The 14,938-nt window shown below is 72.9% G+C and carries 10 protein-coding genes, 1 tRNA gene and 2 pseudogenes; 8 read left to right on the top strand and 5 right to left on the bottom strand.

The window, feature by feature from the left end:
• Window positions 1–67: 67 nt before the first annotated feature.
• Complete coding sequence (locus tag D6270_RS04715; protein ID WP_109166591.1) at window positions 68–2,653, bottom strand: SCO7613 C-terminal domain-containing membrane protein; 2,586 nt, start codon at window positions 2,651–2,653, stop codon at window positions 68–70.
• A gap of 169 nt (window positions 2,654–2,822) precedes the next feature.
• Between D6270_RS04715 and D6270_RS04710 the strand changes: the two genes are divergently transcribed.
• Window positions 2,823–2,894: transfer RNA gene (locus tag D6270_RS04710), tRNA-Val, on the top strand.
• Window positions 2,895–2,944: 50 nt separating this feature from the next.
• On the opposite strand, the gene D6270_RS04705 is transcribed toward D6270_RS04710, so the two are convergent.
• Window positions 2,945–3,673 carry a 3'-5' exonuclease gene (locus D6270_RS04705; RefSeq protein ID WP_109166592.1) on the bottom strand — a complete coding sequence of 243 codons (729 nt, stop codon included), beginning with the start codon at window positions 3,671–3,673 and terminating at the stop codon, window positions 2,945–2,947.
• Between the two features lie 218 nt (window positions 3,674–3,891).
• On the opposite strand from D6270_RS04705, the gene D6270_RS04700 reads away from it, so the two are divergent.
• From D6270_RS04700 to thrS, 3 genes and pseudogenes are all read left to right on the top strand, one after another.
• Complete coding sequence (locus D6270_RS04700) at window positions 3,892–4,485, top strand: DUF4365 domain-containing protein (protein ID WP_109166593.1); 594 nt, start codon at window positions 3,892–3,894, stop codon at window positions 4,483–4,485.
• Window positions 4,485–5,734, top strand: a pseudogene (locus D6270_RS04695) (hypothetical protein). The gene D6270_RS04700 and the pseudogene D6270_RS04695 overlap by 1 nt, the downstream one beginning before the upstream one ends.
• A 97-nt stretch (window positions 5,735–5,831) precedes the next feature.
• Window positions 5,832–7,808, top strand: coding sequence for a threonine--tRNA ligase (thrS, locus tag D6270_RS04690; RefSeq protein WP_109166595.1), 1,977 nt, complete (start codon window positions 5,832–5,834; stop codon window positions 7,806–7,808).
• 29 nt (window positions 7,809–7,837) lie between these two features.
• Here the strand turns inward: thrS and D6270_RS04685 are convergent, their stop codons facing one another.
• Window positions 7,838–8,515, bottom strand: coding sequence for a potassium channel family protein (locus tag D6270_RS04685; protein WP_109166596.1), 678 nt, complete (start codon window positions 8,513–8,515; stop codon window positions 7,838–7,840).
• A gap of 66 nt (window positions 8,516–8,581) precedes the next feature.
• Between D6270_RS04685 and D6270_RS04680 the strand changes: the two genes are divergently transcribed.
• Entirely contained in the window at window positions 8,582–9,142 is a 561-nt protein-coding gene (locus D6270_RS04680) for an HIT family protein (RefSeq protein WP_109166597.1), read from the top strand.
• Between the two features lie 62 nt (window positions 9,143–9,204).
• Here D6270_RS04680 and D6270_RS04675 read toward each other — a convergent pair whose 3' ends face one another.
• Entirely contained in the window at window positions 9,205–10,875 is a 1,671-nt protein-coding gene (locus D6270_RS04675; protein WP_109166598.1) for an AbeC-like domain-containing protein, read from the bottom strand.
• 305 nt (window positions 10,876–11,180) lie between these two features.
• Window positions 11,181–11,876: pseudogene (locus tag D6270_RS04670) on the bottom strand (GTP-binding protein); the annotation flags it as partial.
• A gap of 70 nt (window positions 11,877–11,946) precedes the next feature.
• Here D6270_RS04670 and pgsA point away from each other — a divergent pair.
• From pgsA to D6270_RS04655, 3 genes are all read left to right on the top strand, one after another.
• A complete protein-coding gene (gene pgsA / locus D6270_RS04665) occupies window positions 11,947–12,609 on the top strand; it encodes a phosphatidylinositol phosphate synthase (RefSeq protein ID WP_109166599.1) in 663 nt (220 codons plus the stop codon).
• Window positions 12,606–13,517, top strand: coding sequence for a phosphatidylinositol mannoside acyltransferase (locus tag D6270_RS04660; RefSeq protein WP_109166600.1), 912 nt, complete (start codon window positions 12,606–12,608; stop codon window positions 13,515–13,517). Before pgsA ends, D6270_RS04660 begins: the two co-directional genes overlap by 4 nt.
• A 106-nt stretch (window positions 13,518–13,623) precedes the next feature.
• Window positions 13,624–14,784, top strand: a complete 1,161-nt coding sequence (locus D6270_RS04655; RefSeq protein ID WP_109166601.1) for a glycosyltransferase family 4 protein — start codon at window positions 13,624–13,626, stop codon at window positions 14,782–14,784.
• Window positions 14,785–14,938 lie beyond the last annotated feature (154 nt).

Here is a 14,938-nt window from a genome sequence, read left to right as displayed (position 1 = left end):
CCGAGTCTCGGGGGCCTCTGCGTTCCCCGGCTCCGGACCCCCGCGGGGGTCCGGAGCCGGGCACCGCTCACCGCATCCGGCCCAGCACGTCCTTCAGCTTCCGGGCGTCGCGCAGCCGCTGCTCGTACGTGGCTCCCACGGCCAGCAGCAGCAGTCCGGCCAGCGCCGGGGGCAGCCAGCGCGGCAGGGCGCCGGCCACCTGGACGACGTACGGCGCCAGCTCGTGCAGGGTGTCCAGGGCCAGCACCGCACCGCCGAGCAGCAGCAGCGCCTGGAGCCGGTACTTCGCTCCCAGCAGCGTGACCACGAGTGCCGCCACCCCCAGCAGCAGCGGCCGCAGCCAGTCGGGGTCGGTCCAGGCCACGGCCAGGCTCGGCAGCAGCGTCGCCGCGAGCCCGGGCCCGTACGCCGTCCAGGAGGACGCCTCGGGGTCCTCGCGCCGCCGCAGTACGCCGACCACCAGGGCGGGCACCGTCACCGGCAGGGTGTACGCCTCCGGGGCCGACACGTCCGAGGCCGCCAGCCGGACCCAGGTCGCCGCCACGAACAGGACCGCCGCCAGGTATCCCGCCACGGGCCGCCGCTCCGGGCGCACCGCCGCCCCCGCCGCCAGCACCCCGCAGAGCGCGAGCACCAAGGCCAGGAACGGCGCCCGGCCCACCGCGAGACCCACGGCCACCAGCGCCCCCAGCGCCCCGGTCAGCTCCACCGGCAGCGCCACCGGGCGCAGCCGCAGCCGCGCCCCCAGCAGCACCGTCAGCGCGGGCACCAGGAGCAGCAGCGGCGCGGCCTCGTGCGGGTCGAGGCCCAGGGACCCGGCCACGCACCCCGTCAGGGCGGTACCCCACACCACCGAGGCCACCGCGAACACCGCCCGCTCCACCACCGCACGCGTCCGCAGCGCCGCCCCCGCGAACAGCACCACCAGCGCCCCGGACACCGCGTACGTCGCCGCCTCCGTCGCCAGCGACAGCAGCCCCACGCTCACCGCGCCGACGGCAGCGGCCACCAGCGCGGTCACGGCCACGGCGGACCGGCCACCGCCTGCCGCTCCCGTGACACCGGCGGACGCCTCGCCACCACCGTCCGGGACCCCACCGGCGGACGCCCCGGAACCATCGCCCTCGGCCGTCCCGGCACCGGCGGAGACCCCCGCACCCCGCACCGCCACCACCAGCAGCCCCGCCACCAGCACCGTCTCCAGGGCCACCGCGACCGCGTACGGCACGCCCATCGTCGCCGCCGCGAGCAGCAGCGTTCCCCAGCCGAGGGCCAGCGCCCCCGCGCCCGCCGCACCGCGCGCCTTCGCACCCGGCGTGGCCAGCGGAGCGGCGACCCGGGCCGCCGACGGCCACCACCGGTACGCCGCACCGAGCAGACCGGCCACCACCGCGAGCACCACCGGAGCCGTGGCCGTCTCCGACCACCCCATCGCCGCTCCCAGCGCGCCCCGGAACCCGTCCGGCGCCCCCGCCCACACCTCGGCGACCAGCCGCACCGGCCCCAGCAGCACCGCCGCCACCGGAGGCAGCGCCCACACCAGCGCGCCGGTCACCACCGCGCCCGCCGCCGCCAGCACCCCGCGCCCGGCGCCCCGTGGCACCCGGGCCCGTACGACGGACAGCAGAGCGAGGCCGCAGAACAGATACACCGGAACGTGCCAAGGGCCCGGCACCGCCGCCCGCACCACGCCGCCGACCGCCGCCACCGCCGCCAGACCGGCCACCGCCCCGCCCAGCTGCGCATAGCCGCTCGGGGCACGCCACGCCCCGGCCAGGGCCGCCAAGGCCGCCGTCAGCAGCAGGGCGCCCGGCAGCACGGCACCGGGCGGACCGTCGGCCGTCAGCGACTCCCCGAGCCCCGTCAGCAGCGCGGCCGACCCCATCACCGCCAGGCCGATGCCCGCCGTGACCCGTACGCCGAGACCCTTGGCCCACAGGGCGATCGCCCCGTCGAGAGCGGCCGTCACCAGCAGCGCCCAGCCGACCACGATCACCGGGGCACCGGCGGCCCAGGCCCCCAGCAGCAGCGGCCACTGGGCGAGGAACACGGCCGCGGGCAACGGCAGGTGCAGCTTGCCCAGCGCCAGGCCGTAGGCGGTCCAGAGCGCGGCGAGCACCGCCGAGGCCACCGCCGTGAACGTGAGCCCGTCGGCGTCCGGCACCGCCACCGCGTGGACCGCGTAGACGTCCAGCAGTGTGAGCACCAGGGCGAGCGCAGCCAGCGCCTCCGCCGTGGCCGCGAGCTTCCGGCGCAGCAGGACCGCCGGGGCCGCGAGCGCGGCCAGAGTCACCAGCGCCAGGACGGCCGACCGGCCGCCGATGCCCATGGAGCCCCAGCTGACGAGGGTGAACGCGAGGGCCGCGACCGTCAGCAGCAGACCGCCCAGCGTCAGCAGCACGTTCTGCGCGCTGCGCGGCGGCCCGGACGGCTTCGCGGCGTGGGACGCCGCCGGCCACGCCTGCCCCGGCGCCCAGCCGTGGCCGACGGGCGGAGCGCTCCAGCGCGGTCCGTTCGGTGCCTGCGGCTGCGGCTGCAACGCGCTGACCAGCCAGGCACGGCGGGTCAGCAGCTGGGCCCGGCGGGTGTCCAGCTGAGCCAGTTCTCGGTCGAGGAGCGCCAGTTCCTCGGCGGGCGGCGGCACATGTTCCATGTACGGGAGTGTGGCCCCGGCCCTCCGCCTCGTACATGCGCTCGGATACTCAGTTTTCGCGTTTCAGCGTTTCCGCGCCTGTGCGCGTGCCTCGTGCGCCCCGGGGACGGCCCGGCCGGAAGCGGTTTGAACGAAGGCCGCCGGGCCCTGTATGGTTCAACCCGTTCCCGGGCGATTAGCTCAGTGGGAGAGCGCTTCGTTCACACCGAAGAGGTCACTGGTTCGAACCCAGTATCGCCCACCGGGGAAAGCCGGTCCGCCAGCATCACGGCGGACCGGCTTTCGCGCGTTTCAGGCCGCCGCCGCGGGCAGTTCCGGGCGCAGCGGCCACGCCGGATCCACCGGCTCCGGCGCCCCGCTCTTCGCGAACCACGCCTCCAGGCCGCGCGCCTGCGCCGCGTGCCAGGTGGCCTGGAGGGTGTGCAGCTCGGCCGGGGAGAGCCGCTCCAGCCGGGAGGAGAAGCGCCGGCATATCGCGCGTACCAGCTCCAGCGAGGCCGAGGCGTCCGCCGCCGCGTCGTGGGCGCCGTCGAGGGGCACCTCGTACAGCCGGCACAGATCCGTGAGCGTGCGACGGCCCTTGCGGTAGCGGTCCAGGTGTTTGTCCAGGACCCGGGGGTCCACCACCCGCAGCGGCACATCCGCCATGTACCCGGCCAGCGACGAGGCCCGGTGCCGCTTCAGCTCGCGGTCCAGCAGGGTCAGGTCGAACGGTGCGTTCATCACGACCAGCGGGCGGCCCGTGGCGCACTGCTCGGCCAGTGAACGGGCGATCTCGTCCATCACCGGCGCGGGCCAACGGCCGTTGCGCTGAAGGTGATCGTCGGTCAGACCGTGGATCTCGGTCGCCCCCGCGGGCACCGGGATCCCCGGGTTGACCAGCCAGCGGGTGACGCGGACGCGTCCGCCCGTCGTGTCCTGCGCGACGAGAGCGGCCGAAACGATCCGGTCCTGCTCGACGTCCACGCCTGTCGTCTCCGTGTCAAAGGCGGCCAGCGGCCCTTCGAACCAGTGCATCATCCCCGAACTCCTCGCACCTGCGCGGCAGATGGAGTGATTCCTCTGCCCGATATCGGTGATACCCGTGCTGTTTGCCTGATACGCCGTTTGCGGGCGTTCTCCTGCGGTGACAACACAGGTGGGAGACAGGGAAGTTGCTCCCCCCATCTCGGCCGACGCCACTTCTGACGTCCTGGCCGAACCACTTCTGACGGCACGTCCGGAAGGCATACGGAGCCATGGCGCTCGCGCAGCCCGACCCCGGGGGGCCGCCCGCCCGCGCCGATGCGTTCGGGCCGGTGGATCAGCGCACCGCACCGCTGCGCGGCTCCCTCGCCACCACCGCCTGCATGGAGACCCTTCAGGTGGGCTACCTGCACGCCGTCGCCGCGGCGGCGGGGTGCTCGCTCTCCCAGCCCTTCCCCGACAACGGCATCGACTGGCACGTCAGCCACGGCGCCGCCGCCCACACCGTCGACGACGAAGTGACCATCAAGGTGCAGCTCAAGTGCACCTACCAGATACCGCCGCACCCGGCGGGCGGGGAGTTCTCCTTCACCCTCGACAACGCCCACCTGGTCAAACTGGCCCGCACCCCGGTCTCGGTCCACAAGATCCTGGTGGTGATGCTCGTGCCCCGCAGCCAGGACGAGTGGCTGAGCGCCGGGCCCGGCAGCCTCGATCTACGTCACTGCTGCTACTGGACCAACCTGGCCGGCCACGCGGTGACGGGCCGGTACCGGACCACCGTGCGTATCCCGACCGCACGGATCTTCGACGACCGCGCGCTCTGCGACATCATGGCCCGGGTCGGGGCCGGAGGGAGACCCTGATGCACCGGTCGATGGACGAACCCACGGGCCCGGCGGAACTGTTCGGTGCCCGGTCGCACCCCGCCGTGAGCAGGGAGTACGCCGACCCGGGCGGCGACGGCACCCCGCTGCCCGACCCGGCCGTGCTCACCGCGCTCCTGCACCGGTACGGCTGGCGGCGGCTGGGGGAGCGGCCGGGCGCTACAGCCGCTGGTCCCCGCCCGGACCGGGCACCGGCGCCAGCCTGCTGGTCCCCGCGAACGCCGCCTTCCCCGACACCGAGGACCTGCTGGCCGAGGCGCTCACCGCGCTCTCCCGCAGCGCCGCCCCCTCCGCCCGGGACATCCTCGTCTCGCTCGCCGTGCCCAGCGACGAGGTCCGCTGGTGGCGCGAGGTCCCCGAATCGGCGGCCGGGGCGGCGGGCGCCTCGGGCTGGGCGGAGGCGGAGGAACTGCGGACGGCGGCCCGGCAGATCCTCCTCGCCGGGGCGCTCGCCGCCCGCGGCCGGGCCGGCTACCACGGGGCCCGGCACCGCAGAAAGGCCCGGGCGGCGCTGGCGGGCACCCTCATCGGGCCCGCGCCGGGCGGCCGCAGGCTCACCGCGTTCGTCCCCGTCGGCTCCGGGCGCGCCGTCGCCGTACAGCTCTGCCACGCCCTGCACGCCACCCGCGAGGCCGTGGACTACCAGCGGGCCACCGGCGGCATGGAGGCCTTCGACAGCGCGGTGGCGGCGGGCGTCAGCCGGGAGCTGACCGAGGCGCTGGTGACCCTGGTGCGCGGCAGTGAGGGGGCCGCGATCGACGTGCGGTGGGCGCCCGCCGCCGGAACCCCGGACGGCTGCCCGGCCCGCCCCGCACCCGTCGAGTTCTCCCCGGGCGACCTGCCCGCCCTGCGCTCCGCCGGGGCCCGCTACCTCCGCGAGGAGCCCGCCGTCCCGGTCCGGATCACCGGCGCGGTGGTCCGGCTGCGCCGCTCGGGGCCGCGCGGCGCCGGGATCGTACGGCTGCGGGTGCTGGCGGGGGCGGAGGTCGCGCACGTACGGGTGGAGCTGGACGAGGAGGCGTACCGGATCGCGGGCCATGCCCACCTCGTCGGGCTGCCGCTGCGGATGGAAGGGCGGCTGGAGCGGCGGGGCGGCTTCCGGCGGCTCACCGGGGCCTCGCAGGTCGCGCCCGTGCAGGTGGACGAGGCCGAGCGCGACCGGCTGATGAAGTCGCTCCAGGAGAACGTGGACCTCTTCGAGGAGGCGTGCGCGGGGGAGGAGCCCTGACGAGGGGGAAGCCGTTCGCATCGGGGGCGTACGGCTCGGTACGATCCATGGTGACCGGCCCATCACGTTGGTCATCCCCCTCAGTCAGGAGAGACCGGTGTCAGACGTCCGTGTGATCATCCAACGCGATTCCGAGCGGGAAGAGCACGTGGTGACGACGGGCACGACCGCCGGTGAGCTCTTCCCCGGTCAGCGCACCGTCGTCGCCGCGCGCATCGGCGGCGAGCTGAAGGACCTCTCCTACGAGCTGAAGGACGGCGAGTCCGTCGAGCCGGTGGAGATCTCCTCCGAGGACGGCCTCGACATCCTGCGCCACTCCACCGCGCACGTCATGGCCCAGGCCGTGCAGGAGCTGTTCCCCGAGGCCAAGCTCGGCATCGGCCCGCCGGTCAAGGACGGCTTCTACTACGACTTCGACGTCGAGAAGCCGTTCACCCCCGAGGACCTCAAGGCCATCGAGAAGAAGATGCAGGAGATCCAGAAGCGGGGCCAGAAGTTCTCCCGCCGCGTGGTCTCCGACGAGGACGCCCGCGAGGAGCTGGCGGACGAGCCGTACAAGCTGGAGCTGATCGGCATCAAGGGCTCCGCGTCCTCGGACGACGGCGCGGACGTCGAGGTGGGCGGCGGTGAGCTGACCATCTACGACAATCTGGACGCCAAGACCGGCGAGCTGTGCTGGAAGGACCTCTGCCGTGGTCCGCACCTGCCGACCACCCGGTTCATCCCGGCGTTCAAGCTGATGCGCAACGCCGCGGCCTACTGGCGCGGCAGCGAGAAGAACCCGATGCTCCAGCGCATCTACGGCACCGCCTGGCCCACCAAGGACGAGCTGAAGGCGCACCTGGAGTTCCTGGAGGAGGCCGCCAAGCGCGACCACCGCAAGCTCGGCAGCGAGCTGGACCTCTTCTCCTTCCCCGACGAGATCGGCCCCGGCCTCGCGGTCTTCCACCCCAAGGGCGGCGTCATCCGCCGGGCCATGGAGGACTACTCGCGCCGCCGCCACGAGGAGGAGGGCTACGAGTTCGTCTACAGCCCGCACGCCACCAAGGGCAAGCTCTTCGAGAAGTCCGGCCACCTGGACTGGTACGCCGACGGCATGTACCCGCCCATGCAGCTGGACGACGGGGTGGACTACTACCTCAAGCCCATGAACTGCCCGATGCACAACCTGATCTTCGACGCGCGCGGCCGCTCCTACCGCGAACTGCCCCTGCGCCTCTTCGAGTTCGGCACGGTGTACCGGTACGAGAAGTCGGGCGTCGTGCACGGCCTGACCCGCTCGCGCGGCTTCACGCAGGACGACGCGCACATCTACTGCACCAAGGAGCAGATGGCGGAGGAGCTGGACCGCACGCTCACCTTCGTGCTGAACCTGCTCCGCGACTACGGGCTCACCGACTTCTACCTGGAGCTGTCCACCAAGGACCCGGAGAAGTACGTCGGCTCCGACGACACCTGGGAGGAGGCCACCGAGACGCTCCGCCAGGTCGCCGAGAAGCAGGGCCTGCCCCTGGTACCGGACCCGGGCGGCGCCGCGTTCTACGGTCCGAAGATCTCCGTGCAGTGCAAGGACGCCATCGGCCGGACCTGGCAGATGTCGACCGTGCAGCTCGACTTCAACCTGCCGGAGCGCTTCGACCTGGAGTACACCGGCCCCGACGGCTCCAAGCAGCGCCCGGTGATGATCCACCGCGCCCTGTTCGGCTCCATCGAGCGCTTCTTCGCCGTGCTCCTGGAGCACTACGCGGGCGCCTTCCCGGTCTGGCTCGCCCCGGTCCAGGCCGTCGGCATCCCGATCGGCGACGCCCACATCCCCTACCTCCAGGAGTTCGCCGCCAAGGCGCGCAAGCAGGGGCTGCGGGTGGATGTGGACGCCTCCTCGGACCGGATGCAGAAGAAGATCCGCAACCAGCAGAAGGCCAAGGTGCCCTTCATGATCATCGCTGGTGACGAGGACATGGCCAACGGTGCCGTCTCCTTCCGCTACCGCGACGGTTCGCAGGAGAACGGCATCCCGGTCGACGAGGCCATCGCCAAGATCGCGAAGGCCGTCGAGGACCGCGTACAGGTCTGATCCCGCTGCCGGTCACGGCCCCCGGAGCGCTAACCCCGCTCCGGGGGCCGTTTCTCGTCCTCCCGCGCGAACACCTGGATCAGCCAGGACGAGAACGACCCCGTCACCGCCCCCAGCAGCGCCAGGCCGCACGCCATCACCCCCGCCGCGACCACCCGCCCCCAGAACGTGACCGGGGTGGCGTCCCCGTAACCGACCGTCGTGAGCGTCGCGCACGCCCACCACACCGCGTCCCCGAACGTGCGGATGGAGGCGCCCGGAGCCCGGTGTTCCAGGTGGTAGACCGCGAGTGAGGCGGCGAAGCCGAGCAGGACGGCGGTCATGCCCGCGTACGCCATCACGCGCGCGTACAGATCCAGCCTCGGCCGGTCGTGGCGCCGCTGCACCGCCTGGTAGACCTGCACCATCCGCAGGGGCCGCAGCAGCGGCAGGAGCAGGACCACGGTGTCCAGCCAGTGGACGCGCGGGAAGCGGGAGCGCAGACGGCTGAGCCGCAGCCGCGTCACATAGTCGACGAGGAAGAGCAGCCAGGTCGACCAGACCAGGGTCAGCGAGATGTCGTGCCACGGCTGGGCGTCGTGCGGGGCCAGCACCCGGACCGCGTACCCGGTCAGGAAGAGCAGCCCCGCGACGAACAGCGGCACCTCCGTGCGCTGCTCCCAGCGGGTCAGCCGCGCGGTCGCCTCGGGGCCGGGTCGGTCGCTCATCGCCTCAGCATCGCGGGCGGGCGTGCGGCGTGGCCCCGGCGACACGCTCCCCGCGGGTGACGCAATATGCTGATCGGCATGACGAGTGAGCCGGAGCAGCAGATCGGCGTGGGGACGCCCGACGCGTTTCAGCGTCTGTGGACGCCCCATCGGATGGCGTACATCCAGGGCCAGGACAAGCCGAGCGGCCCGGGCGCCGAGGACGGCTGCCCGTTCTGTTCGATTCCGGCGAAATCCGACGAGGACGGCCTCGTGGTGGCGCGCGGCGAGCAGGTCTACGCGGTGCTGAACCTCTACCCGTACAACGGCGGGCACCTCATGGTCGTCCCCTACCGGCACGTCGCCGACTACACGGAGCTGGACGGTCCGGAGACCGTGGAGCTCGCGGACTTCACCAAGCGGGCGATGGCGGCCCTGCGCGCCGCCTCCGGGGCGCACGGCTTCAACATCGGGATGAACCAGGGCTCCGTCGCCGGCGCCGGGATCGCCGCCCATCTGCACCAGCACCTGGTGCCGCGCTGGGGCGGGGACACCAACTTCATGCCGGTGATCGGCCACACCAAGGTGCTGCCGCAGCTGCTGGGTGACACCCGGGCGATGCTGGCGGACGCCTGGCCGGCCGGCTGAGTATCCGAGCGGGTACGGGGCCCCACGGGCACGATCCGTGGGGCCCTTTCCCGTACGTGCGGTCATGCGTCGTAGACGTCCGCCTTGCGCGGGGACGGGTCCTGGACGAGGCCGCTCAGTATCATCGACCGGTTGTCGAAGCGGTCGGTGTCCACGCCGTTCTCCGCGAGGACCCGCATCGCCGCCGAGTGGACCACCCGCAGCACCGGCGTGGCCGCGCGCATCGCGTCGTCCGCCATGAAGCGGTGGTTCCACGGCTTGGCGGCCCAGGCGTGCCGCAGTCCGAAGGGCTCCGGGAGCACTATCTTCCCGCCCAGGTAGTCCAGCAGCGGCGGATACCAGGTGAAGGGTGCCCGCAGCGCGAGCCGGACGACCTCCCTCGCCTCCACCACCGGCAGCTGGATGTCCCGGGTCTCCCAGAACCTGACGGTCTTGTTCACGGTCTTCGTCCGGTTGGCCGGCTTGGCGAAGAACAGCCCGTGCACCGGGCCCAGCACGTGGCCGGTGACCTCGATGCGGAGTGTCTCGTGGAGCACGGTCACCGTGATCATCATCGTGATGACGAGCTGACCGTCCCAGAGGGTGAACTGCACACCCAGGTAGTGCCGGTCACCGCTGCCGAACTGCTGGTGGTTGCAGATCCGCTGTATCTCGTGCGGCTTCACCTGGAAGGTCGCCACGTCCTCGCCGTCGGGGCGGGAGACGGAGTCGGCGTTCTCGCCGATGGGGGAGACGATCCAGTGCTTCACGGACGGCTTGGGGAAGCCGCCGGTGTTGAGCGGGCCGCGCTCCAGCATCTTCAGCTGGTCGTGGATGATCCGGATCAGATCCCAGCTGCGGAACTGGTGGATCTCCTTCGTCGGGTCCTTCGGCGTCAGCTCCTCGGCCAGCTGCCAGCTGCCCCACCGGGTGCCCATGCCGAGGATGCCCTTGGGGCCGGCGTAGAAGACCGCGTTGGACTGCTGTTCGGCGGAGAGCTTCTCCAGCCCCTGGCGCAGCGCCTCACGCGCGGTCTCGTTGGGGTTCTTCGGCACCGCCTCCGGGATCTTGGCGATCACCCCGGTGCCGGACAGCAGCCCGCCCCAGCGGGCCCGCAGATCCTGGGCCGAGGTCTCCGCGATCCGCTTGGCGAGGAACCAGCCGATCAGCGGGGCCACGATCGCGGCCCGGACGTAGAGCGGCCAGAAGCCGTCCGTGGGCAGCTTCCACAGGAGGACCAGCGCACCGACCCCGAACGCGGCGAGCAGCACCGTGCCGACCGCCCGGAACGCGCCGTCCGTCGACTTGGCGAGGGCGTCCTTGATCCGGAAGGCGATGACCCAGGCGATCATCCCCGGCAGGAACAGGAAGCCGAACACCGCGGTCACCAGCGTCAGCCGGGTGTCGCGCGCCTTGCGGAGGTTGGTCGCCGACAGGCAGTGCTCCACCACCGTCTGCGGATCGGTGCCGAAGGACTGGATCAGCGCCGCGCGGGAGCCGCCCAGCATCCGCTCCTGGACGGCACGGGAGAACGCCTCACCCAGATTGGGCTTGAAGTAGTCGGACTTGAAGAGCTTGGAGGCCCCCGGCTTCACCGTGGACTTGTGCCAGTCGCTGTTGGCGTCGAGGATCACGTCCACCGGGCTGTCGCGGTAGGCCGCCGAGGCCAGGGCGTTGGTCGCCACCGACTGGCCGCCGGACCCCTGGATCGGGATCTGCGCCCCCGGTGAGAAGTCGAATACGTCGTCGGCCACTCTCTGTCGCCCCCACTCGCCGCACGGTCTGCTCCTGCGGTGTGCCCAACTACCGTACGCGGCATACCTTCTGAGCTGCGCCCACAGCGTATCGTCCATGGCCGCGCACCGCCCGCCACCCGAGGGAACGCGGGCGGTGTTTGCGACCGTGCGCCGGTCACGCGCCGGGTGATCCGTTCCCCTGCTCCGCGCGCACCCGGTCGGCCAGTTGCGGCGGCATAGCCTCGAACCGGGCGTGCCTACGGTCGAAACGTCCGGTGCCGTGGGTCAGGGAGCGCAGGTCGAGTGGGTACCGGCCGATCTCCCAGCCGGCCCCGGGCCTGGGCGAGCGCCTCCTCCTGCTCCGGCGCGGGCGGCAGCTCGGCCCGCTCCCCGGAGGAGTGGTCCGGGGTCCGCCGGGTGAGCAGCCCGGTGAGTCCGGTGAGCGGGGCGTGTCCGTCGGCTCCCTCGGGGCCCAGCACGGGCAGGTGGAGAGGGAGTACGGCATCGGGGTCGTCGCCTCCGAACGTCTCCGCGCAGATCCGGGTCATCTCCTCGAAGGAGGTCCGCGCGGTGTCGAGATGGGTGACGACGATCGCCCGGGGCATCCCCACGAGCGCGCACTCCTCCCACACGGCCCGGGTGGTCGCGGCCACGGACTCGGCCTCCTGGGCCGCCGAGACGACGAAGAGGGCCGCGTCGGCCGCCCGCAGACCGGCCCGCAGCTCCCCGACGAAGTCGGCGTACCCGGGGGTGTCCAGCAGATTGACCTTGCAGCCTTCCCACGCCACCGGCACCGGCGAGAGGTGGACCGAACGCCGTCGCCGCCGCTCCATCTCGTCGTGGTCGGAGACGGTCGCCCCGTCCTCGACCCGGCCCGCCCGGTTGAGCGCCCCCGCCGTCAGGGCCAGGGCGGTCCTTCGAGCTTGGCACCCGGGCGGCGAGCCGTCCATACGTCGGACGCGGGGCGCGGGCCGGCCCGTGACACCCCTGCGGGCGGGTGCCCGTCCGGTGAAGGGCACCGGTCGTGACTACGATGGGCCAGCCGGTGGCCGAAGGGGTCGCTCGGCCAACCGAACCCTCGGGAAAGCCATGCTGAACAAGTACGCGCGTGCATTTTTCACGCGTGTCCTCACCCCGTTCGCCGCCCTGCTGCTCCGCCTCGGGGTCAGCCCCGACGCGGTCACTCTCATCGGCACGGCCGGAGTGATGGCAGGTGCGCTGGTCTTTTTCCCGATGGGGGAGTTCTTCTGGGGCACCATCGTCATCACCATCTTCGTCTTCTCGGACCTCGTCGACGGCAACATGGCCCGGCAGGCCGGGATCTCCAGCCGGTGGGGCGCGTTCCTCGACTCCACGCTGGACCGGGTCGCCGACAGCGCGATCTTCGCCGGGTTCGCCCTCTGGTACGCGGGCAGCGGAGACGACAACGTCCTGTGCGCCGTCGCCATCTTCTGCCTGGCCAGTGGCCAGGTGGTCTCGTACACCAAGGCGCGCGGCGAGTCGATCGGCCTGCCGGTCGCGGTGAACGGGCTGGTGGAGCGCGCCGAGCGGCTGGTCATCTCGCTGGTCGCCGCGGGCCTCGCAGGACTGCACAAGTTCGGCGTCCCGCACATCGACGTCCTGCTCCCGGTCGCGCTGTGGATCGTCGCCGTGGGCTCCCTGGTCACACTGGTCCAGCGCGTGGTGACCGTACGCCGCGAGTCCGCCGAGGCCGACGCGGCCTCCGCCGCCGGCGGACCGGCCGACCGATGAGCGCGCTCAAGGGCCGGATCACCGACGGGCTGTACGGGCTCGGCTGGGGCGCGGTGAAGAAGCTGCCCGAACCCGCCGCCACGGCCCTCTTCCGCACCATCGCCGACCGGACCTGGAAGCGGCGCGGCAAGAGCGTGCTGCGCCTGGAGTCGAACCTGGCGCGGGTGGTCCCGGACGCGAGCCCGGAGCGGCTGGCCGAGCTGTCCAAGGCCGGGATGCGCTCGTACATGCGGTACTGGATGGAGTCGTTCCGGCTGCCCACCTGGACCCCGGAGCGCATCAGGGCGAGCATCGACGTCCAGGACGCCCACCACCTGACCGAGGGCCTGGACGCCGGGAAGGGCGTGGTCATCGCCCTGCCGCACCTGGGCAACTGGGACCTCGCCGGAGCCTGGGTCACCACCGACCTGAAGGTCCCCTTCACCACCGTCGCCGAACGGCTGGAGCCCGCCACCCTCTACGACCGGTTCGTCGCCTACCGCGAGGGTCTGGGCATGGAGGTCCTCCCGCACAGCGGCGGCGCGGCCTTCGGCACGCTGGCCCGGCGGCTGCGCGCCGGCGGCCTGGTCTGCCTGGTCGCCGACCGGGACCTCTCCGCCTCCGGCGTGGAGGTGTCGTTCTTCGGCGCCACCGCCCGGATGCCCGCGGGCCCGGCCCTGCTCGCCCAGCAGACGGGCGCGCTGCTGATGCCGGTGACCCTCTGGTACGACGGCACGCCGGTGATGGGCGCCCGCGTCCACCCGGCGATCGAGGTGCCGGAGGAAGGCACCCGCGCCGAGAGGACGGCCGCGATGACGCAGGCGCTGGCCGACGCCTTCGCGGGCGGCATCGCGGAGCACCCGGAGGACTGGCACATGCTCCAGCGGCTCTGGCTGGACGACCTGGAGCCCCGGGGGGAGCGCGCATGACGGCCGAATTCCGGGGAGGGCGCATGAAGACCGGGCTCCAGGGAGCGGACGTGACGCCCGAAGCCCTCGGAGGACACATGAGGAACGGACCCCCGGGAGAGCACACGTGAAGATCGGCATCGTCTGCCCGTACTCCTGGGACGTACCGGGCGGCGTGCAGTTCCACATCCGGGACCTGGCCGAGCACCTCATCGGCCTCGGCCACACCGTCTCCGTCCTGGCCCCGGCCGACGACGAGACCCCGCTGCCCCCGTACGTCGTCTCGGCGGGCCGGGCCGTCCCGGTCCCGTACAACGGCTCCGTCGCCCGGCTGAACTTCGGCTTCCTCTCCGCCGCCCGGGTCCGCCGCTGGCTGCATGACGGCACCTTCGACGTCATCCACATCCACGAGCCGACCTCCCCCTCGCTCGGCCTGCTCGCCTGCTGGTCGGCGCAGGGACCGATCGTGGCCACCTTCCACACCTCCAACCCGCGCTCCCGGGCGATGATCGCCGCGTATCCGATCCTCCAGCCCGCCCTGGAGAAGATCAGCGCGCGGATCGCCGTGAGCGAGTACGCGCGGCGCACCCTGGTGGAGCACCTGGGCGGGGACGCCGTGGTCATCCCGAACGGCGTCGACGTCGGCTTCTTCGCCGACGCCGAGCCGAAGGCCGAGTGGCAGGGCCAGACCCTCGGCTTCATCGGCCGCATCGACGAGCCCCGAAAGGGGCTGCCGGTCCTGATGAAGGCGCTGCCCGCCATCCTCGCCGCCCGCCCGGAGACCCGGCTGCTGGTCGCGGGGCGCGGGGACGAGGAGGAGGCGGTGGCCTCGCTGCCGGAGGAGCTGCGCGAGCGCGTGGAGTTCCTCGGCATGGTCAGCGACGAGGACAAGGCCCGGCTGCTCCGCAGCGTCGATGTGTACGTGGCGCCGAACACGGGCGGCGAGAGCTTCGGCATCATCCTGGTCGAGGCGCTGTCGGCGGGGGCGCCGGTCCTCGCCAGCGACCTGGACGCCTTCGCGCAGGTGCTGGACCAGGGCGCGGCGGGTGACCTCTTCGCCAACGAGGACGCCGACGCGCTGGCCGCCGCCGCGATCCGGCTGCTGGGCGACCCGGAGCGCCGGGCCGGACTGCGGGAGCGGGGCGAGGCCCACGTACGGCGCTTCGACTGGGCGACCGTGGGCGCCGACATCCTCGCGGTGTACGAGACGGTGACGGACGGGGCCGCCTCGGTGGCGGCGGACGAGCGGTCGGGGCTGCGGGCCCGGTTCGGACTGGCGCGGGACTGAGGAGCCCGCACCGGGGCGCGAGCCGCCCGGTGCGGTCGGAGGCCTCCGGCCGATGGCGGGGCCGGGGTCGGCCCTTGCGGTCGGGGCCTCCTGCCGGAGGCGGGACCGGGGCCGCCGGTTGAGAGGACCGGGTCCCGGCGACGGTAGCGTGTGG

Origin of the sequence: Streptomyces griseus subsp. griseus (genome assembly GCF_003610995.1) — a bacterium.
GTDB lineage: Bacteria > Actinomycetota > Actinomycetes > Streptomycetales > Streptomycetaceae > Streptomyces.
Note: the sequence above shows the minus strand (reverse complement) of the source record. Positions and strands in the feature narration are given on the sequence as shown.